Raw genomic sequence first — 22658 nt, 5'->3', positions numbered from 1 at the left:
TGGACAAGAATCGCAGCTGAAGCCGATAACACCCCCGATGCCCTGCACTCTGATCATCCACCAGCCCCAGGCAATTCCCGATACCCTGCGGCTGGATTGCGCGCAACTTGTGGTGGGCGACAAACCGGATGCCCATCTGTGGGCACCGGGTAAACACACCTTCACGCTCTGGCTGGAGCCCGACCAGCAGCCCCTGCTGGACGCCGACAGCCCGGTCAGTGTGAATGGTGTCCCGCAGCGGCGTGTGCGACTGAACGCCGGTGACCGCCTGAAATTTGGTGGCCATGAGCTGCGCTTTGATGGCATCAACGACCAAGGCGCGCTGACCTTTTATTGGCGCACAGGGACAGATACCGGCACACCGGGCGCACCCACCCGGCCCCATAAAACCCTTGGCCGGCTATTGCTGCTGGCGTTGATCGCCGCGCTGTTCATTGTGCCCTGGTCATTGATTCAATTCGGCGCGCCGGACACCACACCCTTCTCGCCCGAACAGGGCAAACAAGCCCCGCCACCGGCACACCCACTTGAACACTGGCTCGCCACCGGCCCGCTGCACCCGGCGCACCAGCAGGCCCAATGCGGCGACTGCCACACCCAGGCTGGCGGCCCGGTAGAAAACCACAGCTGTTTTGCCTGCCACGACATGCAACGGCATTTCAGCAAAGAAAAAACCGGCGTCCACCCCCAATGCATCACTTGCCACCTGGAACACAACGAACCCGCCAACCTGATCGAAGGCGACAGCCGGCTCTGCAGCCAGTGCCACAACGATATGGCGGTGGTTGCGCAGGTGCTGACACCGGGCAGCCAACACGCACTGACCGCCTTTGCCCGCTTCGAAGGTCAACACCCGGCATTCAGCCGCGCGCCTGCCCCGCCATTCAACTTCAACCACCAACAGCACCTGGACCCGGGCCTCGACGCCGACGCCGCGCCCCTGACCTGCCTCAGTTGCCACCAGTGGGCAGATGGCAATCCCGCACCCGTGCGGTTTGACAACAGTTGCAGCCAATGCCACAACACCCGCGATCCGCGCGATCAGATCGACTGGCCTCACGGCAACCTGGCCGCCATGCAGGTGTTTGCCACCCAACAGGGCTTAAGCCCCGCGCGGGTGCAAGCCGTGGTCAATGCCAATACCTGTCGCTCGTGCCACACCGCCACCCTGGCCGACGGCAACCTCGACAGCCTCACGGATCAAAGCCCATGGCGCTATCAGCCGGCGGCATTCAAGGCGCGCTTTTCACACAAACGGCACGAAGGCCGGCTTCAATGCGCCGATTGCCACGCCGCCGCCACATCCACGCAAAGTTCGGATTCGCTGCTGCCGGTAAAAGAAAATTGCAGCCAGTGCCACAATCAACAGGCGCCAGCGCCGCTCGACCAATGCGCCACCTGCCACCAGTTTCACCGTGTGGTGTGGCCGGCCACAGAGCCGCGTTGAATCTGCTAAACTGGCGCCCTTCTGAGAGGTGCCTGCATGAAAGTTTTTGGCGTAACCGGCTGGAAAAACAGTGGTAAAACCACCCTGGTAGCGAAACTGGTGCGCACGCTGGCGGATCGCGGCTTCACCGTATCCACGGTCAAACACGCACACCACCGCTGCGATGTGGATCAACCCGGACGCGACAGTTACCTGCACCGCGAAGCCGGCGCAGGCCAGGTGCTTCTGGCCTCCAGTCAGCGCTGGGCGCTGATGACCGAATTGCGCGGCCAACCCGAACCCACACTGGATGAACTGCTGACACACCTGGACCCGGTGGACATTGTCATAGTGGAAGGCTTCAAGCTGTCCGGGCACCCCAAATTACAGGTTATCCGCGCCGGCAATAACCGGGACCGGTTGCCCGACGACATCAGCAATCTGGTGGCCATCGCCACCGACGATGAACAGATAAACCCCACCGAATACGGCTGCCACGGCCCGCGCCTCGACCTCGATGACAGCGAGGCCATTGCCGATTTTGTGGCCCACTTTACAGGACTGTCCCATGACTCACGCCAATGATTTTGTCGCGCTCAATATTGCCATCCTGACCGTGTCGGACACCCGCAGTCTGGACACCGATACCTCCGGCCAGGCCTTGGTGGATGCACTGACCCACGCCGGCCACACACTCGGCGCACGCGAAATAGTGAAAGACGATATTTACCAGATCCGCGCCGCAGTGTCCGGCTGGATCGCACAGCCCGATATCCAGGCGGTGCTGATCACCGGCGGCACCGGCTTTGCCGGCCGCGACTCGACCCCGGAAGCTGTAACACCACTTTTGGACAAAACCATTGAGGGCTTTGGCGAATTGTTCCGCTCGGTGTCCTATGAAGAGATTGGCACGTCCACCATGCAATCGCGCGCGCTGGGTGGGCTGGCGAACTACACAGCCATTTTTTGTCTGCCCGGTTCCACCAATGCCTGCAAAACCGGTTGGCGCCTGATTGAACCGCAACTGGACGCGCGCCACAAACCCTGCAACTTTGTTGCGCTTCTTCAACAAAAATCCCGAGACTGATCATGACCCGTATTGCCGACTTACCTGAAGACACCCAACAGGCGCTTGAAGCCGCCAGCTTCCGCCGCTTGCTCGCGCATCTGGACAGCAACAAGGACGTGCAGAATATCGACCTGATGATCCTGGCGGATTTCTGCCGCAACTGCCTGGCCAAATGGTATGTGGCCGCCGGCAAAGACGCGGGACTGACGCTGGATTACGAAGATGCCCGCGAACGCGTGTACGGCATGCCTTACAGCGAATGGAAAGAGCATCACCAACAACCTGCTACGGCCGAACAGATGGCCGCGTTTGAAGCGCGGCAAAAAGCCAAATAAATAAGGATTTGCGATGGCAATCAGCATCAGCGAGTTATACATCTATCCGGTAAAAAGCCTGAAAGGTATATCCCTCAACACCCGCCGTTGTGATATCCGGGGACTGGAAGACGACCGGCGCTGGATGCTGATTGACGAGCACAACCGCTTTGTCACCCAACGCCAATGGCCGGCCTTGGCCCGACTGCACACCCGGCTGGATCAGGACGCGCTCACCCTCAGCGCCGGCGCTGCGGAAATCCGCATTGCCCGCAGCGAACCGGACAGCCCGATTGAGCCGGCCACCATCTGGTCTGATCAGGTACAGGTCAAAGCGGAAACCCAACCGGTGACCGCGTTTATCCAGGACCTGCTGCCCGATCTGCCCGCCCTGCGACTGGTGCGGCTGGCCGCGCAACGGCCGCAAGCCAAGCCGCAATACCAGGGCGAAAACACCCACACGGTGTTTGCAGACATGGCGCCACTGCTGGTGGCCAACAGCGCCAGTCTCGATGCGCTCAATCGCGCGCTGATTGAAAAAGGCCTGGCACCGGTGCCCATGAACCGATTCCGACCCAATGTGGTGATCAGTGGTATCAAAGCGTTTGCCGAACATCGCCTGCAGGGCCTGCAACACAACCACTACGCACTCAAGTTCAGCTATCCCTGCGAACGTTGCGTAATGACCACGGTGGATCAGGAAACCGGGATCAAACACCCGGACATGGAGCCCTATCGCACGCTTGCATCCATCAATGCCATGCCCGCCTATGGCGAAGGCGAACACCACAAACCTGCCAACCCCAAAGCGCCGGCATTCGGCGAAAACGCCCTACTGCATGCGCCGGCAAACGCCACCCTGTCCGTGGGCGATAGCCTCTGTGCGTGGAAAAACACCTGAGCCAAACCTGCCGCGCTGAAACGGTTTTTATTGCCGGCGCGCAGTCTGCCGGATGCGTTCGGCGGGAATGCGCAGCTGGGTGAGCAGGTACTCTTTGAAGTCCTGCTCATAGGGCATCTGCGCCAGGGCTTTTTCCATGCACAAGAGCCAGGCATCGCGCTCGGCTTCATTCACCACCAGATGGGCGTGCACCTGCGGAATATTGATCGGCCCGTAAGTTTCCGAAAACAGGCGTGGGCCACCCAGCCAACCGGCCAGAAAACGCGCCAGCTTATCGCGCCGGACCGGCTGCGGGTCGGTGTGCATGTGATGAATGTTTTCCGACTCGGGCAACTCGGCCATTACATCGTAAAATAATCCCACCAGTTGCTGTAAGCCTTCAAAGCCGCCGGCCGACTGATAAGAATTGTCCATTAAACCGTAGGGACGTTTTGCCTGAATATTCGCCATGGTACTGCCTGATTTGTCATGAAGACGCGGATACTACGCGGGCACTGATATTCACTCAAGCGAAACAAAACCCCTGAAAATAAGGGGTTTTTAGTGTTTTAATGGGCTATCGGCAGTCTCTGGCCGTTGCGTCAGTGCTCTTCCAGCAACGCGCGCTTGGCATCCTGCTGCTGTTGCAGCTGCTGTTTTAATTGATCCAGGGATTGGGTCGGCACCGGATCGGCGGATTCCGTTGGCAAGCCCTGAATCACGTTCTGATTGGGATCAACGGTAATGGCTACCGCGTCCACACCCGCAGGCGGCGTTTCGCTGAAATGGGTCACACCTTGGGCATCCACCCAACGGTACACCTGGGTGGGTTGAGCGGGCGCGCTGGGCACCAGATCACCGGCTTTATCCGCCAGTTGTCTGGCTTCACGGCTGACGGTATCGGCCAGATTTTCAATACTCGCACCGGGCGAAAGATCGGGCTTGAGATCGGCGACCGAATGAATACCCAGCAGCGACCAAGGGGTGCGGCCGGTCTGAATATAAAATAAATAACTCATGATGCTGGACATCACCAATGACATCAGCAGACCTTTGAACAACCATTTGACGATAACACCAGTCATTGAACACCCGGCTTAAAGAGAATTGCCATATTGTCGCATCAACGCATCGCGTTTGGCCGGCAACACATTGATTTTTTTCCAGTCCCCTTGTACGTGCGGCAGCGCCAGCAGGCGCGGGTTCATCACCTTAAACCAAAGCGAAGGCACATAGGCCAGCAAAAACATCCCGTAATAGCCGTTGGGCAGGCGTGGCAGATCGGGAAAATCACGCAGGCTTTGGTAGGAACGCATCATATTGGCGTGATGGTCACTGTGACGCTGCAAATGAAACAATACCTGATTGGTTAATTTGTGATTGCTGTTCCAGGAGTGGTGCGGCTGGCAGGGCTCATACCGGCCGTTGTCGCGCTTTTCACGCAACAAGCCGTAATGCTCTACATAGTTGGCACTGGTCAACTGCCACCAGGCGAGAAAATTGTGGATCAGCAAAAAGGGCAGAACCCCCAGGCCCAGCCACACAACCAATCCACCTTGCAGCAACAACGACACCGCATAGGATTGCAGAATTTCATTTTGCCAGGACCAGACCGACACCCCTTTGCGGGATAAACGATCGGCCTCCAATTGCCAGCCGCGCCGCGCCGCGCCGGGCATTTCTCTCAGCGCAAACTGGTAAATGGTTTCGCCCATGCGCGAACTGGCGACATCTTCCGGCGTGGACACATGCCGATGGTGCCCGCGGTTGTGTTCGATCCAGAAGTGCCCGTAAAACGGCACAGCCAATACCAATTTGGCCAGCCAACGATCGATACCACGGTTTTTATGCCCCAATTCATGCCCGGTATTGATGCCCAAGCCGGCAGCGAGTCCGGCCGCAATCGCCACCGCCAGATAGCCATGCCACGGCAGAGCGGCCTGCATCACCCACCAGGCGGCACCGACAAACACAATGTAATGCATGGGCACCACCAGATACGTGAGCCAGCGGTAGTAGGGGTCTTGCTCTAACTGGGGCACCACGGCTTCGGGCGGATTATTGGTGTCTTCGCCAAGCCAGGCATCCAGCAGAGGGAATATCACATACCCCTGTAGCACCGGATACCAGAGCCACCAGAGCTGGTCGGTCAACGCGTATAACCCGATCCCGATCCAGGCAAAAAAAGGATTGATCACCGACCACGCCCATGCCAGGCGTTTGCCATCCCGATAGGACACGGTTGAGCCGTTTTCGTCTTCTGCTACAAAAGTAGGGTTTAGCCAGGACACGGTCGACCTCCGGTTATTTTTTACCCATCATCAACTATCTGTGGACCGGGTTCAAGCCAACAAAAACTCGCCCATAAAAAAGGCCGGCAAATGCCGGCCCAAGGGAATGAGGAATCGGGTAAATCAGAAGCGCAAGCCGGCTTCGATTTGCCACACGGTGGTGTCGGCATCGCCGCTTACGTTAGTACCAACACCGGCACCGGCCCAGAAGTTAGGCGCAATGAAGTATTTCGCTTCAACGCCCAGCAGCGTGTAGTCGATGTCGCTGTCGTTAACAATTTCGGCGCCAATGCTGAACTGACGGTTGAAAAAGTAGTCACCGGAAATAGATACGGTGTCTTCGGCAACACCGGCTTCCAGACCAAATGCAGCGTCGCCCTGCAGATCACCTACGTACTTCACGCGACCGGCATAATTAATATCTTCGCTGTCATCGTCTGCATCCAGTACAAACAACAAACCGGCGGCTGGGCTGAAACCGATCGACGCACCGAAGGTGTTGTCACCCTCTTCCGGCATATTGTAGCGACCCGCCAGGTACAGACCGCTGTCGAAATAATGGTCGGCTTCCAGGCCCCAGACGTCGAAATTTTCTACGTTCAGGTAGCTCACAGTCAGGCCGCCCTGGCGCTCCAGAAATGCGGCTTCGGCCAAGGGGTGACCGGCAGTGGAAACCTGATTCCAGTAAAAAGTACCCGCCAAAGTGGTCACGTCAAAATCCGAGGACTCTACTTCGGTGTTGGCGTAGTTGGCTTTTACTTCAAATTGATAATCCTGGGCAGTGGCCAGGAAAGGCGCTGCTGCCAGTGCAACAGCCAGAGAAATTTTACGAACTGAAAACATGTCAAACTCCTTGTGAATAAAGCTCCTCGAATGCGAGCGCGGGCGATAGTAACCAGCCGGTCACCAAATGCAATATTTTTGTGCGGCAACCACTAAAACCGCACGTTTTTTGTGCGAGCCAAGCACGGGCGTACTAGCAGTTTATTCAAAAACGCCTAGCCCAGTGCCACATCAAAACAACCGGATGCTTTTATCTGCTTGCGCCACCAGCGCGTGCCTTCACCGGCGCGGTGTTTGTGCCACGCCATAAACATGGGCACTTTGTAAGCCGGCTTGATATGGGAAAGTGCAACCAACTGCCCCCGCTCAACCGCGTCTGCCACGTCCCTGCCAGCCAGATGACCAAAGCCTACCCCCGCCATAATCGCCATCTTCTTTGCGCCATAATGGTTAACCTGTAAACGTCGCTGGGTTTCGAACAACCCGACCGACAACGCCTGCATCTGACGCGCACTGTCGCGCAGCACCACCTGGGTATGGTTTTTTAAATCATCGGCCGTCAGCTGTCCGGGTTCATGCAACGCCAGAGGATGGTGCGCCGCACACACCAACTGAAACGACAGATCCCCCAGCGCGGCAAACTCCACCGACATGCCCGCCGGGGCATCTCTGCCAACGCCGATCAACAAATCCGCCCGCTGTTCCTGCAATGCTTCCCAACTGCCGTTAAGTGCTTCTTCGCGCAACTCAAGCTCTATCAGAGGTTGCTCGGTGGCGAATTGCTGCACCAACGGCATCAGCGGCTGCATGGGCAGCACCGCTTCCACCACCAGCCGGACTCTTGGCTCCCAGCCCGATGCCGATTGGCGCGCACGCAAACTCAACCGGTCGGCCGCCGCCAACAGCTCGCGCCCCTGCTCCAGCACCATGCGGCCGGTGGCCGTTAACCGGGCACGCTGGCCAGAACGATCAAACAGGGCCACGCCGAGCCCGTCCTCCAGCTGCCGGACCGTGTATGACAAGGCAGACGGCACCCGGTGCAGCGCATTGGCGGCTGCCGCAAAGGAGCCGTGGCGATCAATGGCATCGAGTACCTGCAACGCATCGAGTGTAATCATGGCCTTTTATTCAATATTTTTGATTGATAGCGTCAAAATATACCGTTATTAATAGGTAGGGCAAATATATATAGTGAATTCATCTTCAAATTTAGTGAACAAAGGTGATTCCCATGCGTGTACTTGTCCTCCGCACCAGCATTCTGGGCGAAAACTCCAGCTCCGATCAGTTACTGGATCACTGGCTGGCACAACACCAACCCGCTGACGTGGTGGAGCGCCATCTGGCACAAGATCCCATCCCCCACCTCGATGGCGAACGCTTTGCGGCCATCAATGCCACCACGCCCGATGCGGGCCAGGCAGCCATTCAGGCGCTGTCCGACACGCTGATCGCTGAAATCGAAGCGGCCGATCAGATCATTATCGGCCTGCCGATGTACAACTTCGGCGTGCCCACCCAGCTCAAGGCCTGGATGGACCACATCGCCCGGGCCGGTCGCACCTTCCGCTACACCGCAAACGGCCCCGAAGGTCTGCTGGCCGATAAACCCGTGACCGTATTTGCCACCCGCGGCGGCGCCTACGCCGATACACCGATGGATCATCAGGCACCGTTTGTGAAACAATTTCTGGGCTTTATCGGCCTGAAATCCGTGGATTTCATTTACGCCGAAACCCTTGCCGGTCCGAACCGCGACCAGGTGCTCAACAACGCCAAGACCGCCATTGCGGCCTGAGGAGACAAGGTGAGACAGCCGATCCGTATTCTGAAAGCACAACCCAGCCGGGATGGCGCGGGCGTCAACCTGATGCGTTCGCTCGGCAGCCAGGCCCTGCCCGACTGGAATCCGTTTTTGTTGCTGGACGAAATCCGGTCGGATGAAGCGGCCGACTATATCGCCGGCTTTCCCGAGCACCCCCACCGCGGTTTTGAAACAGTCACCATCATGCTGGAAGGCAAGATGCGCCATCGCGACAGCCGCGGCAACGAGGGGGTGATTGAATCCGGCGGCGTACAATGGATGACCGCCGGCAGCGGCCTGACCCACGCCGAAATGCCGGAACAAACCTCTGGCCGGTTGTGGGGCTTTCAGCTGTGGGTGAATCTGCCGGCTGAGCACAAGATGATGGCACCGCGCTATCAGGACATTCCTGCAAACGCGATTCCGGTGATTGAACGACCCGACGCCAAACTCCGGTTGATGGCCGGCGAACTGGATGGCCACACGGGCCCGGTGACCGACATTGTCAGCCAACCCACGCTGATTGATCTGTCACTCACCGGTGACGTTACGCTGAATGTACCTGAGCGCAGCTTTGTGTATGTGTACCAGGGCGAGATGAACGCTGCCGGCAAATCCATTCCGGCGCAGCATCTGGCCTTATTGAGTAACGAGGGCGCCCTCAATCTTTCCGGCAATGGAAAGGCGTTGGTAGTGGGTGCCAATGCCCTGCACGAGCCCATCGCCCGCCACGGCCCGTTCGTAATGAATACACGCGCAGAGTTGCTGCAGGCATTTGAGGATTACCAGAACGGGGTGTTTTGATCGTACCAAACTTAAGAGCGCTAGCCCGCACGTTGGGTGGGAGTTCGCATCGGTGATTTGCCGCTCAACGATACGTCCTTGTATCGATTCGCTCTCGCCACGTCCCTGTGGCTTGCAAATCACCGATGCGAACTCCCAAACAAAGTCTGACACTCAATTCAAAGGGGTTAGATTCTTTGGCCATGCGCAGCTGGACTTTAATCAGCCAGAAATTACTTTGCAGGCAAAAACCATGCGGGAATGCCTCGCCCCTCCGAAACGCAATGTGAACAGCGGACAAAGACGCTACCGAAATTGACGCTACAACAGTCCAGTGTTTGGCGGTTCGCGCCGTTAATTTGCAAGCCACAAGGATGTGGCGAGAGCGAATCGATACAGGGTGGAGGGAGCGTTCCGCTTGGCGCTCACGGAACGCCATCAAGCTTGCTTGATGGCAGGGCCCGGAGGGGATCGTTGAGCGGCAAATTATCGGCGCGAACTGCCACCCGAAGTGCGGGCTGGATTTTTAACCCTATCGCAGTGAGCTGCAGAGCGCTGAACCGATGTGTCGGACCACCGATATGTCGGACCATACCATCCGAACGCCATGGAAGGCGGGAGTGCAGGAATAGCAGGAGAATTTCCTGCCATGGCTCCTTTCGGCATAAAAAAAGCCCCCGGTACGGGGGCAAGATGACCATCGGGAAAATCCTGTACGCGTTATTGCACTTCGCCATCAATCACTGACGCACCGCCGGTCACGCTTGGCATGCTACCAATGTCCGCATTACCGCTCACCCCTTCTGGCAATGGTGCTGCCGGGTCATTTACCGCAAGGGCACTGCAGCTGTTGGGTGCGTCGGCCATCTGGCGTTCGATATCTATCGCTTTAATCACGTACTGGGAGGCATCCCCCAGCGTGACGCCATCGGCGATGCTGAACATGGGTGACCAGCGATCGCCGTCCTGTCGGTGCGGGATACCCCAGAAGTCACCGCGGCCACCGTAGTTGATCTGGAATACCTGGCCGTCTGCCGCGCTGCTGTTGTTGCGGTCCTGTGAGGTATTGTGGCGGTAGGTCAGGCTCAGCGGCTGGTCAAACTGCACGCGCTGTCCGGTAGCATCCACCAGCGTCACCAATTTCTGCCACTGATCAAAGCCGGTTTCCCATTGGTAGTAAGTCTGAACACTCTCACTGCCCCAGATATCCCAGGTGTTGGTGAGCAACGCGGCGTCTGCCGCAGTCACCAGCGCACCTGAACGCAGACCCCAGGCCCAGGTTGAACCGGCGGCTTCCAGTGATGCCCGCGATAAAGTGGACGCGAAGGTGACCGATTCGCCGTTGTCGGAACGCACCAGCGTGAGCGCAGCATCCCCGCTATTGGCAAAACTGAATGCGGGCGCGGCATTAATGGATTCCGGTTGCACCATCGGGCTGTTGACCTCGTGCCAGTCGCCCAATGTGTTTTCAGTGATGCTACCCACCGGGCAATCATTCAGACACACCAGCTCCAGGGCACCATTGGCAAACAACTCGGATTCAGCACCATTGATAACGGTTTCGCGATAGAACTTCACGCCCGCCGCACCGGGCTTGTAGCGCACCTGCCCGCCCAACTGCTGCGACCAGAAGTGGAAAATATCCCAATCACTTTGGGGCGAAATCATCACCGGCTGCTCAAGTGCCGTGCGCTGAGCCGGGCCCTGATCCCCCCAGCGCATGCCGGCCACCAGATAAAAACCATCGGCACCGACCTGGTCGGCATTCGCTGTCAGGTATTGCACGACCCATTGATCAAAGCCGGCAGACTGGGCTTCCTGATCCCAGTACATCAGTTCGCTGCCGCGCAATTCCGCCAATGGCAGGGTTTCCATGCTGTACTGCACCAGGCGTCCGGGCGCTGTATTCAGGGTATAGATTTCGCTGCTGCTGTTGCTGTCGCCCATATGCCCACGCTGCATCTGGGTACCATCGGCAAAGCTGGCTTCGCCATCAGCCCACAAACCGTGATAGCCCACATACCCGTGCTGGTCGAACACGCCATTGCCGTCGGTATCGATCTGCACCGGGAACCCGGAATTGATGCGCACTGCAGCACCGGTATTGGCATCGAATAAATCGTAGCGCCATACGTTTTCCACAAAATCCGTGCGGCTGAGACAACTGCCGGCACCCACATCACCGGTACGGTAGGGCAAGTCGGCAAAGCTGTCTGCCTGCTGGATCAGCACCCGGTCATTGTCGAACGACAGGCCGTAACTGGCGCCACCTTCGTAGAAAGGATTCTGTTCATAGAAACCGGTCAGTGCCACACCGTCGGACAAATCGTTGCGCATGACCACACTGGCCTGCTGCTCGCGGCTGTAGGAGAAGGTTTCGGATTCCACACCGTTAGCCTCATACAAGGTAAAGCCGATAAAGCCTTCGAGTGTATTCACGGTCTGGATTTCACCGCTGCCAAAATTGGCCTGGGTGTTGGTCAGGTTGTCGACCATTTGCCAGGTAAACGAAAACTGCCCGTAGGGGTTGGTTTCGCTCGCGCCTTCGGTGATCACCGCGCGCATTTTGATGGACATGGGGCCATCGGGCCCTTCACCGGCAACATCCTTAATCCAGGCCTCCACAATCAGTGGCTCGGTATCTCCACTGCGGGTTGCGTCGACCACCGCATTGATGAATCGCTTGCTGGTATCTTTGCTCTGGACCTGGCCGTTGTCGCCCAGCTGAGTTTCTTCACCCTCCTCGTCAAAGCACTGTGACTCGTCAACCAGCGCCAGGTAGGGCCCGGCATTAACGAACTCGGTCGCTTTAAGCTTGCCTGCAAAACACAAAATACTGTTCACCATTTCCACCGGCTCCAGGGCCTCGACCCAGGTATGCACGTGCTGGCGGCTATTGCTGTAATCCGTGCCGGCGTCATCAAATCCAGCCATGCTGAACATCAGGCCCTTTTTGGCCATGCGGGTAAAGCTGTTAGCGGAGGCGCCTGTGGCACTGACCACTTCAAGCGACTCGGGTAACACCAGGGATTCCGTGGTCCGCACAACCGACGGCGTCTCGGGTTGGGTCACGGGCTGGGGCTCAGTAATGGTCTGGCTGCCGCCACCGCCGCCACAGGCAGCCAATAAAACCACGGAAGAACACAGGGAAACGAAAGGGGTGAGTTTGGTCATCTTTTTCTCTCCGGCAGGATTTCTAATGAGCCGGCGGCCTTGCCGTTGCCCAATCCACGTAGCGGGCAACTGAACGATAACCCAGTTTTTATAACCGAAAGAGAATTAATGGTTATAATTTGGCCAAAATAATCACCAAGGGTTATAAGAGGGTCGATTCTGGTCCGAATAAGGGGTTTTAATAACCCTGGCATGACTGCAGGGTCAAACCATCAAACAAAATGGTTTAGACGCCAAAGCATGATTTTGGCGCCGGATACGTGAAAGGTTATAGATACCAACGAGAGGTGCAGTCACAAGCTCTAAAAATTATGCACCATGGTACCATTCAGGCAGGCACGTGCCCCTTCAGGGGTTCAGCTTCATGAACTCGGCCTGCAGCCACTCGAAATTCTGAGCCACCGCCGCCTTGTCTGCCGCACTGAGGTTGTGTTCAGCATACTGGTATTCTTTCAACATGCGTTTGGCCTCAGCCATGCCGGATTCCATTTGCCGGATCATGTCCGGGCTGGCTCCCGCCTGCTTCATTTGTTGGACCTGGGCATCAAACTGGGCCATGGCTTGCTCCATTTCCGGCTTGGATTCGGCAAAACTTTGCACCATCAGGCCGGACAGTAATTTCACACTGTAGGCACTGAAAGCCTCAATAGAATTGAAGCCGTTGGCTTTTAACACTTGCTCTACTTCGCCGGCAAATGACTGTGAGCGCAGAATGTCGGCTAACTGCTTGCCGCCATCGGCCAGGCTCATACTCTCTGTTTGCGCCTCCATTTCGGCAAACGCATCGGCATAGCGGGTTTCGAGCGGCTTGATTGCCTGCATAGCAGCAAAGTAGCTCTCCATATTACTCCGGCTCAGGACCGGGTCTGCGTGACTCAAAGTGCTCAACAGAGCAACCATCAGTAAAAATCCAATTTTTATTACACGCATTGCATTACTCCTTTTAGAAAAAATCCCCATGACTGGAGGGCGTCAGTGTGCAGTAAAACCTGTCGACCCGCCATCGTGAAAAAGTCGGGGCGCCTGACGCTTTCATGAATCGCTATAAATGCCTACACTTAACGCCATAGTATGAACCTGGAAACTGGGTAGCCCCCCTCATATGAAGCCAACCGTGGAGAAGGATAACCGGCCGGACTGCCCCGTAGGCGAGACCCAGTGCCCAATCATCGATGAATTGATGATGTTGCGCCAGTTGGCCCGCACCGATCCGCTCACCGGCCTGTTTAACAGCCGCCATTTCCGGGATGCCCTGCTACAGGAAATCGAACGCACCCAACGCCAGGGACAGCCCACCAGCCTGATGTTTGTGGATCTGGATTTTTTTAAAAAGGTCAACGATACCCACGGGCATGAAGTGGGCAATACCGCGCTCAAACACCTGGCGGATTTACTGGTTAACAATTTGCGCAGGCTGGACATACCATGCCGCTACGGGGGTGAGGAATTTGTGGTGATTTTACCCGGAACAGATTTGTATACCGGCAAATTTGTCGCCGAGCGCATCCGCAGCCTGATTGAATCCAGCCCTGTTCCCCTGGCAAAGGGCGAACTGCGCTTAACCGCCAGCATCGGCATCGATACCTATCGGTCGGAAGATCAGGACACGCCCGACGCGTTTGTGGCGCGCACAGACGCACTCTTGTATCAGGCCAAGGCCGAGGGCCGCAATCGCGTTGTGCACGGCGTCGCCGATCTCACCACCGAAGCGAAAATCAGTGCCGACGAAAAAGCCGCGCTCTCGGATTTATTTACCAAACGCTGAGGCGCATCGCGCCCGTTTTGCACGGGCGCCGCATGAACGTTACTCTGCTTTCACCTCGAGTCCCAACGCATGCCGCATCACGTGGTAAATGTAATGCTGTTCGTGAGTGCCATGGAACAGGTGCGCCCAGGGACCGCCGGCAAAAATCGCCACGTCTTCCCCGCCATGGGTTTCCGATTCCAGCGGCACCAAGGTTTCCTGATAATAATTAAGCTGTCGGGTGTCTACCTTATTGTGCAGGTGACGACCGGCTTTGGCTTTGCTGTCATCGCGCTGTGCCATGGGCAGGTTTTCCGCATAGCCCGGGCCATTGGCATAACCGAGGGTGGTGTAAGGTTTACCGTCCAGCGCAGTGGCAACTTCAGGCCCCTTTTGCCCGGGGGTTGTCACCAGCCCGAGTATGGGATTACCGCGCACTGAGTACCCACCCATAGTGAATACGTGGCTATGATCGGCGGTCACGATGACCAACGTATCTTTCAGATCGACCATCGCCAGCGCCGTCTGGACGGCGCCGCTCAGCGCTTTGCCGTCGCCCAGTGCCCTGGCCGCGTTGCCCGCATGGTGGGCGTGATCGATACGCCCGCCTTCCACCATCAGGAAAAATCCCGCCGGTTTTTTCTGCAGCCGGGTGATGGCCTGACGGGTCATTTCTGACAGCGACGGTTGGCCGGCTGTGCGGTCCAACTCATATGCCATGTGGGAATCACTGAAAAGTCCCAGTAAAGGCGAGTCCTGATCGGCCCGGTTGAGCTCTTCGGCTGTTTGCACAAAACGTCCCCTGGCGGACGTTTTCCATTCCTGCACGAGATCACGACCATCCGTGCGTTTACCGCCCGCAGACACAGGCACAAAACTGCGCTTGCCGCCGCCCAACATCACATCGAGCCCCGCCGTCATCATCTGACTGGCAATATCGCGACACCCCAATCGCCTGGCTGACTCCGGCATATCGGCATCCGACTCCCAGCCACGGTCGGCGGCGTGGGCATAAGTGGCTGCCGGCGTGGCATGGGTCAGGCGGGCGGTGGACACCACCCCGGTCGCCAGGCCCTGGGCTTGCGCCTGCTGCAATAAGGTAGGCACTTCGTTGCCCCGGCTGCTCGCACAATCGCCCAGACGCGTGTTCTGATTAACGGAGATCAGGCTGAAACCGGTTTTGATGCCGGTCATCATGGCGCTCATGGTGCCGGCCGAATCGGGTGTCTGCAAATTGGTGTTGTAGGTTTTTGACAGCGCCACATAAGGCAGGCTTTCCCACGCCAGACGATGCTCTTCACCGGCTTTGCCCTGGCGTTGGCCATCGTATATCCGGGTCGCGGTGAGCGTTGAAATGCCCATGCCGTCGCCCACAAACAAAATGACATTCCGGGCTTTTGCCGTGTTGGGCTGCATGGCCAGCGCCTGCGCCAATTCGGCTTCGCCATCGGCATACCACTGCGCCGGAGACTCGTTTGCCAGGGCAATGGGGGCGCACAACAGCAGCGCCGTCAAACCGATTTTATTCATCGTCGAATCCTTCTTCTTCCGGCGTCATGGGCTTGGGTTGGTCAAGCAGCTCCGGTTTGTAATCTTCATCAATCAGCGCTTCATCTTCTTCTGTGGGATCGCTGAGTTTATCGCGCGGCGCCAGGATACCGATGTGATAGGCCGCAAAGCCCGGTAATACAAATTGATCCAGCGCCATACCAAGTACCCGGCCGTTGTACTTGGACACCACTTTTTTCTTTTCATTGGTGATCGGATTGATCACCTCGCCTAATACCTGCCCTTCGCGGACCTTATCGCCCAGTGCCACCTTGCTGAACAGAATGCCCGAGCCATTTGCCCGCACCCAGCTGGAGCGATAAAACGCGGGGCTCGGCTTAGCCCACAAGCTGAAACTGGGGTACATGCCGTTTTTTTCCATCAGGGTTTTAATCGCTCGCACCCCCTCTTCCACCACATCGGTTTGCATGCGCATCGGTTCACCGGCTTCCAACGTCACAGCAGGAATACCGGCGCGCACCGCGGCGGCCCGCAATGAATTCCGGTTACCGCGGGTGTTGAGCACCGGAATGCTACCGAACATGTTGGTAAAATCTGCCACCATGTTGTTGCGCATATCCGCGCGCAGCTGCGGAATATTGGTGCGGTAAAACGAGCCGGTGTGCAGATCCACCAAGGCATTGCAGTGCAGGATCACATCATTGAAAAACGCGTGCGCGAGACGCGAAGCCACACTGCCGCGGGAATTACCCGGAAAATACCGGTTGAGGTCGCGGCGATCGGGCAGGTAGCGGGAATTGCGGGAAAAGCCGAGCAGATTCACTATCGGTACGCCCACCACCATGCCATGCAATTTGGTGGGATCGAGGTCATACATCACCCGCCGGACCATTTCGATGCCATTCAACTCGTCGCCGTGCACTGCCGCCGTGAGACACAAGGTGGGTCCGTCCCAAGCGCCATTGACCACCAGCACCGGCGTATCCACGGCCATGCCGGCAAAGGATTTGGACGGTGTCCAACCCAGACGGGTCGTAGTGGATGCAGGCACTTCCACACCCAACAAGGTGCGCGAGCTGTTCGGTTTTTTACCCACCGGTTCCGCGCTGATCAATGGTTGGGTTTCAGCCACAGGCGGTTCATCGTCTGCCAGATCATCATCGTCATCGGGCAGTGCTGGCGGTAACACGCTGTTTTCAGCGGCTTCAGCCACCACTTCCCGCAAATTGACGTTTTCCGCTTTTGGCAGTGTGGCTTCGTCGGCTGACACCTCGGCAGAAGCGCCAGCCGAGGCGCGGCTTTCTGCCTGGTCTTGCACCAACGCATCCGGTTGCGCGGAGGCGGTTGGCGGAACCGGTGCGATACCCGTTGAATCACTCTGGGCGACAGCACTGTCTTGCTCAGGGCTTTTTGGCTTGGGTTTTGGCGTGGATTTCGGCTTGGGTTTCGCCGCTGGGGCAGAGTCGACGACGGTGTCCGGCCGCGGGTCGTCAACGCTGTGCGCGCCGGTGGTCTCGCCCTGCTCAACGGATTCCGGCGTCGATGTGACCGCATCGTCCGGCACTTCAGATGCCGGAGCGGAGGATTGCTCTATGGGTGTTTCGGGCGGGTTGGCCTCGTTGGCCAGGGAGTGCTGCCCCAGCGTGGAAACCAGTAACGCTACAAACAGGTAATTGCTCACGCGGGAATACGGCATTTAGCTCAGGCCCAGTGTTGGATGCCCGTATTTTGCTTGGCTCCAAGATAAACTGCAAACCCCGGCCTCAGGGTGCGCCGAGCACTTTGATGCCCTCGAGAGAAATCTCGGATTTGGCCGCTTTGCCGCACAGCCCCACCCACCAGTTTTTCATGCCGCGCATGGCCTGATTATCCAGCTCGGAGGTGACAAAACAGTGATCGCCGAATTCTACTTGGGTTTGCCCCATGGCATCCGGTAACGTAGACACAGTCTCGGTACTCCGCATGGGCGCCGCAGCAATGGCATTCAGCTTTTGGCGCAACCCGCTGTCCATTACGGTGGCGCCATTGCCTGTCAGTTCAATAGTAGTATCCTGCAGCTCGCGCTGATAGTCCTGCATCAGGCGCGCCCGGGTTTCAGACAAACTCAGCGCCGGTACTGCCGCTGCCGGATTCAAAACGGGCGGCACCTCGGTTTCTGCGCTGGTCGGGGTCTCGGGCACAGATGGCACAGACGGCGCCACAGCAGGTGGGGGAATAGGATTCAGCGGGCGGGATGGCTCTGTAGGGGGGGCAGGCTGAACCAATACCAATGCGAGTGGTTGAGCCGCTACCCTGCCGCCCGCATAGTCAGGCACCTGAATAAACACCAGGCACGCCAGCACCACCACAACACCCAACAGCCAAAACCCGTAGCGACCTTGCGGGCGCGATGGGATCTGGCGCAGGTACTGATCCAACGCCGTCGCATTAATCGCACAATCCCAACTAAGCTCTGACACGGTATAACCTTTTTATGATGCCCAGTTAGAGCCAGAAAACCCGTAAAAGTTCACAGCTCCCAATTTTGGTCTGATCAGGTTAATCTACCCGCATAACACAAATGACAAGCGAGGCGAGTGTGACCAGTCCCCAAAAGCACAAGGGCGTACTGCAGGAAGTGACGATCGACAACGTGATCTTCGGTCTGGACGACCGTAAATTACAGTTGTTATTGGTCAAACACGCAGTGGGCGAAAGTAAAGGCCAATGGGGATTGCCGGGTGGGCGCGTGGGCCTGCAACAAGACCTGGACAGCGCCGCAGCACAGGCCTTGCACGAACTTACCGGCGCGCGTGACCTCTATTTGGAACAATTGCGTGCGTTTGGCCGGGTGGACCGGGCACCGAATGAGCGGGTGATTACCATTGCCTATTACGCGCTTGTGCGCCCCGAAAGCTGTGCCATCGCGCCCGGCGAGCGCGCCTCTGCCGTGGGTTGGTTCGATATCAAAGATTTGCCCGAGCTGATTTTTGACCATCAGGAGATTGTCGATTTCGGTCTGGATTTCCTGCGCCACAAAATCCGCCACGAACCTATCGGGTTTAATTTATTGCCAGAGAAATTCACTTTGCTGCAATTACAGGAATTGTATGAAGGTATTCTGGATGTGAATTTAGACAAGCCCAACTTCCGCCGCAAGATGACAAAAATGAATTTGCTGGTGAGCTGCAATGAAAAACAGCAGGGCGTTGCCCATCGCGCCGCCACCCTGTACCGGTTTGATCCGGCGGTGTATGAAGAGCTTATGGAACAGGGGTTTGTGTTTACAGTGTAGGGCACCTTGTGGGAGCGCGGGGCGGCCATCCGCTTCTTAGCCGCGAAGAGTATGGTGCCACTTCCTTCGCGGCTGGGAAGCGGATGGCCGCCCCGCCGCTCCAACAAAAAAACGCCGGCGCAGAGGTGCTTCCATGGCGCGACGGGCCAGGTTGATACCAGCCGTCTGCTCGGCATTGTCGCCTTTCAGGTCGGCAATAGCCGCCACAGCGCGCAGCAATGCAGTACCGCCGCCAGGCACCACGCCTTCTTCCACCGCGGCACGGGTCGCGTGCAGGGCGTCTTCAACGCGGGCCTTCTTCTCTTTCATTTCCACTTCGGTGGCAGCGCCAACCTTGATTACCGCAACACCGCCGGCCAGCTTGGCTACGCGCTCTTGCAGCTTCTCGCGGTCGTAATCGGAAGAAGTTTCTTCGATCTGTACGCGGATCTGCTGAACACGCGCTTTGATGTCGTCAGGGTTGCCAGCGCCATCAACGATGGTGGTGTTCTCCTTGGACAAGGTCACGCGCTTGGCGGTACCCAGGTGCTCCAGAGTCGTGCTTTCCAGATCCAGGCCCACTTCTTCAGAAATCACAGTGGCGCCGGTCAGAATGGCGATGTCCTGCAGCATGGCCTTGCGACGGTCACCGAAACCCGGTGCCTTACAGGCGGCCACTTTCACGATACCGCGCATGTTGTTCACTACCAGCGTGGCCAGGGCTTCGCCTTCCACGTCTTCGGCCACGATGATCAGTGGCTTGCCGGCTTTGGCAACCGCTTCCAGTACGGGCAGCAGTTCGCGGATGTTGGAGATTTTCTTGTCAACCAACAGCAGGAAGGGGTGCTCGTGCTCGGCAACCATGCTGTCCTGGTTGTTGATGAAGTAGGGAGACAGGTAGCCGCGGTCGCAGCGCGTTTTTTGCTTTTACTAGCAACTAGTAACTAGTTGCTAGTTACTCGGCACTTACATCATGCCGCCCATGCCACCCATGCCGCCCATGTCAGGCATTGCAGGTGCAGACTTGTCTTCTGGCAGGTCAGCCACCATGGCTTCGGTGGTAATCATCAGACCGGCAATGGAACCAGCAGCCTGCAGTGCAGTGCGGGTTACTTTGGCCGGGTCCAGGATGCCCATTTCAAGCATGTCGCCGTAGGTACCATTGGCCGCGTTGTAACCGAAGTTACCGTCACCGGCTTTTACTTTGTCGGCAACCACAGAGGCTTCATCACCGGCGTTAGCCACGATCTGACGCAGAGGTGCTTCCATGGCGCGACGGGCCAGGTTGATACCAGCCGTCTGCTCGGCATTGTCGCCTTTCAGGTCGGCAATAGCCGCCACAGCGCGCAGCAATGCAGTACCGCCGCCAGGCACCACGCCTTCTTCCACCGCGGCACGGGTCGCGTGCAGGGCGTCTTCAACGCGGGCCTTCTTCTCTTTCATTTCCACTTCGGTGGCAGCGCCAACCTTGATTACCGCAACACCGCCGGCCAGCTTGGCTACGCGCTCTTGCAGCTTCTCGCGGTCGTAATCGGAAGAAGTTTCTTCGATCTGTACGCGGATCTGCTGAACACGCGCTTTGATGTCGTCAGGGTTGCCAGCGCCATCAACGATGGTGGTGTTCTCCTTGGACAAGGTCACGCGCTTGGCGGTACCCAGGTGCTCCAGAGTCGTGCTTTCCAGATCCAGGCCCACTTCTTCAGAAATCACAGTGGCGCCGGTCAGAATGGCGATGTCCTGCAGCATGGCCTTGCGACGGTCACCGAAACCCGGTGCCTTACAGGCGGCCACTTTCACGATACCGCGCATGTTGTTCACTACCAGCGTGGCCAGGGCTTCGCCTTCCACGTCTTCGGCCACGATGATCAGTGGCTTGCCGGCTTTGGCAACCGCTTCCAGTACGGGCAGCAGTTCGCGGATGTTGGAGATTTTCTTGTCAACCAACAGCAGGAAGGGGTGCTCGTGCTCGGCAACCATGCTGTCCTGGTTGTTGATGAAGTAGGGAGACAGGTAGCCGCGGTCGAACTGCATGCCTTCTACCACATCCAGTTCGTTGTCCAGGCTGGTGCCTTCTTCAACGGTGATCACGCCTTCTTTACCCACTTTTTCCATGGCAGTGGCGATGATGCCACCGATGGATTCGTCGGAGTTGGCAGAAATGGTGCCAACCTGGGCAATGGCTTTGCTGTCGGTGCAAGGCTGGGCAATGGACTTCACGTGCGCTACAGCGGCGGCAACGGCTTTATCGATTCCGCGCTTCAGGTCCATGGGGTTCATGCCGGCAGCAACGGCCTTCAGACCTTCGTTTACGATAGCCTGGGCCAGTACGGTGGCGGTGGTGGTGCCGTCACCAGCGTCGTCAGAGGCTTTTGAAGCCACTTCCTTCACCATCTGCGCACCCATGTTTTCGAACTTGTCTTCCAGGGTAATATCTTTTGCTACGGATACACCGTCTTTGGTGACGGTGGGCGCACCGAAAGACTTGTCCAGTACAACGTTGCGGCCTTTCGGGCCCAGAGTGGTTTTTACCGCGTCTGCCAGGATGTTCACACCCTTGAGCATTTTCTGACGGGCTTCGTTACCGAATTTAACGTCTTTTGCAGCCATTTTGCTTAATCCTCAATTCAATTCACTGTGTTTCAGGTGGGGTGACCGGGACTCAGTCTTCCAGTACACCGTAGATTTCGCCTTCGCTCATGATGATCAGCTCTTCGCCGTCCACCTTGAGGGTGTTGCTGTCGGCATAGCGGCCGAATACCACCTTGTCGCCCACCTTCACGGCAGGTGCGCGCACATCGCCATTGTCCAGAACTTTACCGGTGCCTACGGCTACCACTTCGCCCTGATTGGGCTTTTCTTTGGCTGAACCAGCCAACAGGATGCCACCGGCTGATTTGGCTTCTTCTTCCTTGCGACGAACCACAACACGGTCATTCAAAGGACGGATTTTCATGGATGTTTCTCCAATTTAGCGTTGCTAAACAATAGTGATTTACCGCCTGAGGCGTGCACCAGAAATAGGGCGTGGTCACCACATTTCAAGGCCTGCCTGCAGCCGTTTTTAAACTGTGAAGGGTAAATGGGGATGGCTGGCGCGATTTCAACAGCCAACCAGCAAAATTATTCGCGCCGGAATTCGCCTTCAATGACATCGGGGTTGGGCTTTTGCGCTGGCCGGAAGCCCCGGCTGCGGCGCAGGAACAAGGCCACCAGCCCCTGGCGTATGCCCGGCGTAAGGCACAGGAAACCCAGGAAATCGGTGATAAAGCCGGGCACCAGCAACAATAAGCCGCCAGCGGCCAGGAATACGCCCTGCACCAGCTCCTCAACCGGCGCCTCACCCGCCTGCATCCGGGCCTGGGCGCGCAGCAGCGCCGACAAGCCCTGAATGCGGAGCAAGGTCAGCCCCAGCAGAGCCGTGAATACCACCAGTAAAACGGTGGTCAGCGCCCCGATCGCGCCCCCTACCTGAATCATCAGCCAGAGTTCGAGCAGCGGAAAGAGGATAAAAATCAGCAATGCGGGCATAAAGTCTCCTTAACTCCGGTATATATGGCCTTAATTTCCGGTTTTTCAAGCCAGCTGGCCTGCCCCAGATAGACTACTGCGCCGCCCGGAGGTTCCGGAG

Annotated in this window: 22 protein-coding genes and 1 pseudogene; 9 read left to right on the top strand and 14 right to left on the bottom strand. The window is 57.5% G+C overall.

What is annotated here, in order from left to right; genetic code table 11:
- The first annotated feature begins 37 nt into the window (after window positions 1–37).
- The 5 genes from M5M_RS19760 to M5M_RS17770 are packed head-to-tail and all read left to right on the top strand — an operon-like array spanning window position 38 to window position 3710.
- Window positions 38–1447: a cytochrome c3 family protein gene (locus M5M_RS19760; protein ID WP_015048901.1), complete on the top strand. Its 1410-nt coding sequence runs from the start codon at window positions 38–40 to the stop codon at window positions 1445–1447.
- A gap of 36 nt (window positions 1448–1483) precedes the next feature.
- On the top strand, window positions 1484–2011 hold the full coding sequence (gene mobB / locus M5M_RS17785; protein WP_015048900.1) for a molybdopterin-guanine dinucleotide biosynthesis protein B: 528 nt from the start codon (window positions 1484–1486) through the stop codon (window positions 2009–2011).
- Window positions 1995–2513, top strand: a complete 519-nt coding sequence (moaB, locus tag M5M_RS17780) for a molybdenum cofactor biosynthesis protein B (protein WP_015048899.1) — start codon at window positions 1995–1997, stop codon at window positions 2511–2513. The genes mobB and moaB overlap by 17 nt, the downstream gene beginning before the upstream one ends.
- A 2-nt stretch (window positions 2514–2515) precedes the next feature.
- Complete coding sequence (locus M5M_RS17775; RefSeq protein WP_015048898.1) at window positions 2516–2830, top strand: DUF1244 domain-containing protein; 315 nt, start codon at window positions 2516–2518, stop codon at window positions 2828–2830.
- 13 nt (window positions 2831–2843) lie between these two features.
- Entirely contained in the window at window positions 2844–3710 is an 867-nt protein-coding gene (locus tag M5M_RS17770) for an MOSC domain-containing protein (RefSeq protein ID WP_015048897.1), read from the top strand.
- 27 nt (window positions 3711–3737) lie between these two features.
- Here the strand turns inward: M5M_RS17770 and M5M_RS17765 are convergent, their stop codons facing one another.
- The 5 genes from M5M_RS17765 to M5M_RS17745 form a co-directional block, all read right to left on the bottom strand.
- Window positions 3738–4160: a group II truncated hemoglobin gene (locus tag M5M_RS17765; RefSeq protein WP_015048896.1), complete on the bottom strand. Its 423-nt coding sequence runs from the start codon at window positions 4158–4160 to the stop codon at window positions 3738–3740.
- Window positions 4161–4291: 131 nt separating this feature from the next.
- Complete coding sequence (locus M5M_RS19755; protein WP_015048895.1) at window positions 4292–4774, bottom strand: DUF4124 domain-containing protein; 483 nt, start codon at window positions 4772–4774, stop codon at window positions 4292–4294.
- A gap of 12 nt (window positions 4775–4786) precedes the next feature.
- The gene (locus tag M5M_RS17755) at window positions 4787–5980 is read right to left on the bottom strand and encodes an alkane 1-monooxygenase (RefSeq protein WP_015048894.1); all 1194 of its coding nucleotides are present in this window, start codon (window positions 5978–5980) and stop codon (window positions 4787–4789) included.
- A 123-nt stretch (window positions 5981–6103) separates the two neighbouring features.
- Window positions 6104–6823 (bottom strand): putative porin, encoded by a 720-nt coding sequence (locus tag M5M_RS17750; protein ID WP_015048893.1) that lies wholly within the window; start codon window positions 6821–6823, stop codon window positions 6104–6106.
- A gap of 155 nt (window positions 6824–6978) precedes the next feature.
- Window positions 6979–7881 (bottom strand): LysR substrate-binding domain-containing protein, encoded by a 903-nt coding sequence (locus M5M_RS17745; RefSeq protein ID WP_015048892.1) that lies wholly within the window; start codon window positions 7879–7881, stop codon window positions 6979–6981.
- 113 nt (window positions 7882–7994) lie between these two features.
- On the opposite strand from M5M_RS17745, the gene M5M_RS17740 reads away from it, so the two are divergent.
- Together M5M_RS17740 and M5M_RS17735 are read left to right on the top strand one after the other, a co-directional pair.
- Window positions 7995–8561: an FMN-dependent NADH-azoreductase gene (locus tag M5M_RS17740; protein WP_015048891.1), complete on the top strand. Its 567-nt coding sequence runs from the start codon at window positions 7995–7997 to the stop codon at window positions 8559–8561.
- A gap of 9 nt (window positions 8562–8570) precedes the next feature.
- Complete coding sequence (locus M5M_RS17735) at window positions 8571–9371, top strand: pirin family protein (protein WP_015048890.1); 801 nt, start codon at window positions 8571–8573, stop codon at window positions 9369–9371.
- Window positions 9372–10070: 699 nt separating this feature from the next.
- Here M5M_RS17735 and M5M_RS17725 read toward each other — a convergent pair.
- Both M5M_RS17725 and M5M_RS17720 read right to left on the bottom strand, forming a co-directional pair.
- A complete protein-coding gene (locus M5M_RS17725; RefSeq protein ID WP_015048888.1) occupies window positions 10071–12524 on the bottom strand; it encodes a hypothetical protein in 2454 nt (817 codons plus the stop codon).
- 348 nt (window positions 12525–12872) lie between these two features.
- Complete coding sequence (locus M5M_RS17720; protein ID WP_015048887.1) at window positions 12873–13454, bottom strand: hypothetical protein; 582 nt, start codon at window positions 13452–13454, stop codon at window positions 12873–12875.
- 172 nt (window positions 13455–13626) lie between these two features.
- Between M5M_RS17720 and M5M_RS17715 the strand changes: the two genes are divergently transcribed.
- Window positions 13627–14289, top strand: coding sequence for a GGDEF domain-containing protein (locus M5M_RS17715; RefSeq protein ID WP_015048886.1), 663 nt, complete (start codon window positions 13627–13629; stop codon window positions 14287–14289).
- A gap of 39 nt (window positions 14290–14328) precedes the next feature.
- Here the strand turns inward: M5M_RS17715 and M5M_RS17710 are convergent, their stop codons facing one another.
- From M5M_RS17710 to M5M_RS17700, 3 genes are all read right to left on the bottom strand, one after another.
- Complete coding sequence (locus tag M5M_RS17710; RefSeq protein ID WP_015048885.1) at window positions 14329–15798, bottom strand: alkaline phosphatase family protein; 1470 nt, start codon at window positions 15796–15798, stop codon at window positions 14329–14331.
- Window positions 15791–17473, bottom strand: coding sequence for a succinylglutamate desuccinylase/aspartoacylase family protein (locus tag M5M_RS20850; protein WP_015048884.1), 1683 nt, complete (start codon window positions 17471–17473; stop codon window positions 15791–15793). Before M5M_RS20850 ends, M5M_RS17710 begins: the two co-directional genes overlap by 8 nt.
- Before the next feature lie 67 nt (window positions 17474–17540).
- Window positions 17541–18236 (bottom strand): hypothetical protein, encoded by a 696-nt coding sequence (locus tag M5M_RS17700; protein WP_016389909.1) that lies wholly within the window; start codon window positions 18234–18236, stop codon window positions 17541–17543.
- A 119-nt stretch (window positions 18237–18355) separates the two neighbouring features.
- On the opposite strand from M5M_RS17700, the gene M5M_RS17695 reads away from it, so the two are divergent.
- On the top strand, window positions 18356–19051 hold the full coding sequence (locus M5M_RS17695; RefSeq protein ID WP_244431045.1) for an NUDIX hydrolase: 696 nt from the start codon (window positions 18356–18358) through the stop codon (window positions 19049–19051).
- 114 nt (window positions 19052–19165) lie between these two features.
- Here the strand turns inward: M5M_RS17695 and groEL are convergent.
- The 4 genes and pseudogenes from groEL to M5M_RS17675 form a co-directional block, all read right to left on the bottom strand.
- Window positions 19166–19939: pseudogene (gene groEL / locus M5M_RS17690) on the bottom strand (chaperonin GroEL); the annotation flags it as partial.
- 57 nt (window positions 19940–19996) lie between these two features.
- A complete protein-coding gene (groL, locus tag M5M_RS17685; protein ID WP_015048880.1) occupies window positions 19997–21637 on the bottom strand; it encodes a chaperonin GroEL in 1641 nt (546 codons plus the stop codon).
- Between the two features lie 52 nt (window positions 21638–21689).
- Complete coding sequence (locus M5M_RS17680) at window positions 21690–21983, bottom strand: co-chaperone GroES (RefSeq protein ID WP_015048879.1); 294 nt, start codon at window positions 21981–21983, stop codon at window positions 21690–21692.
- A gap of 167 nt (window positions 21984–22150) precedes the next feature.
- Window positions 22151–22558, bottom strand: a complete 408-nt coding sequence (locus tag M5M_RS17675) for an FxsA family protein (RefSeq protein ID WP_015048878.1) — start codon at window positions 22556–22558, stop codon at window positions 22151–22153.
- Between the last annotated feature and the right edge of the window lie 100 nt (window positions 22559–22658).

Source organism: Simiduia agarivorans SA1 = DSM 21679, from assembly GCF_000305785.2.
Taxonomy (GTDB): Bacteria; Pseudomonadota; Gammaproteobacteria; order Pseudomonadales; family Cellvibrionaceae; genus Simiduia; species Simiduia agarivorans.
The sequence above is the reverse complement of the archived record's forward strand: the minus strand, read 5'-3'. Positions and strand labels throughout refer to the sequence as shown.

What these genes read in the sequence shown, in the direction of transcription:
- M5M_RS17745 (WP_015048892.1), bottom strand. Translation starts at nt 7,881, where the DNA reads ATGATTACACTCGATGCGTTGCAGGTACTCGATGCCATTGATCGCCAC.
- mobB (WP_015048900.1), top strand. Translation starts at nt 1,484, where the DNA reads ATGAAAGTTTTTGGCGTAACCGGCTGGAAAAACAGTGGTAAAACCACC.
- M5M_RS17775 (WP_015048898.1), top strand. Translation starts at nt 2,516, where the DNA reads ATGACCCGTATTGCCGACTTACCTGAAGACACCCAACAGGCGCTTGAA.
- M5M_RS17675 (WP_015048878.1), bottom strand. Translation starts at nt 22,558, where the DNA reads ATGCCCGCATTGCTGATTTTTATCCTCTTTCCGCTGCTCGAACTCTGG.
- M5M_RS17710 (WP_015048885.1), bottom strand. Translation starts at nt 15,798, where the DNA reads ATGAATAAAATCGGTTTGACGGCGCTGCTGTTGTGCGCCCCCATTGCC.
- M5M_RS17680 (WP_015048879.1), bottom strand. Translation starts at nt 21,983, where the DNA reads ATGAAAATCCGTCCTTTGAATGACCGTGTTGTGGTTCGTCGCAAGGAA.
- M5M_RS17770 (WP_015048897.1), top strand. Translation starts at nt 2,844, where the DNA reads ATGGCAATCAGCATCAGCGAGTTATACATCTATCCGGTAAAAAGCCTG.
- M5M_RS19760 (WP_015048901.1), top strand. Translation starts at nt 38, where the DNA reads ATGCCCTGCACTCTGATCATCCACCAGCCCCAGGCAATTCCCGATACC.
- M5M_RS17725 (WP_015048888.1), bottom strand. Translation starts at nt 12,524, where the DNA reads ATGACCAAACTCACCCCTTTCGTTTCCCTGTGTTCTTCCGTGGTTTTA.
- M5M_RS17740 (WP_015048891.1), top strand. Translation starts at nt 7,995, where the DNA reads ATGCGTGTACTTGTCCTCCGCACCAGCATTCTGGGCGAAAACTCCAGC.
- M5M_RS17720 (WP_015048887.1), bottom strand. Translation starts at nt 13,454, where the DNA reads ATGCGTGTAATAAAAATTGGATTTTTACTGATGGTTGCTCTGTTGAGC.
- M5M_RS20850 (WP_015048884.1), bottom strand. Translation starts at nt 17,473, where the DNA reads ATGCCGTATTCCCGCGTGAGCAATTACCTGTTTGTAGCGTTACTGGTT.
- M5M_RS17765 (WP_015048896.1), bottom strand. Translation starts at nt 4,160, where the DNA reads ATGGCGAATATTCAGGCAAAACGTCCCTACGGTTTAATGGACAATTCT.
- M5M_RS17750 (WP_015048893.1), bottom strand. Translation starts at nt 6,823, where the DNA reads ATGTTTTCAGTTCGTAAAATTTCTCTGGCTGTTGCACTGGCAGCAGCG.
- moaB (WP_015048899.1), top strand. Translation starts at nt 1,995, where the DNA reads ATGACTCACGCCAATGATTTTGTCGCGCTCAATATTGCCATCCTGACC.
- M5M_RS19755 (WP_015048895.1), bottom strand. Translation starts at nt 4,774, where the DNA reads ATGACTGGTGTTATCGTCAAATGGTTGTTCAAAGGTCTGCTGATGTCA.
- M5M_RS17715 (WP_015048886.1), top strand. Translation starts at nt 13,627, where the DNA reads ATGAAGCCAACCGTGGAGAAGGATAACCGGCCGGACTGCCCCGTAGGC.
- groL (WP_015048880.1), bottom strand. Translation starts at nt 21,637, where the DNA reads ATGGCTGCAAAAGACGTTAAATTCGGTAACGAAGCCCGTCAGAAAATG.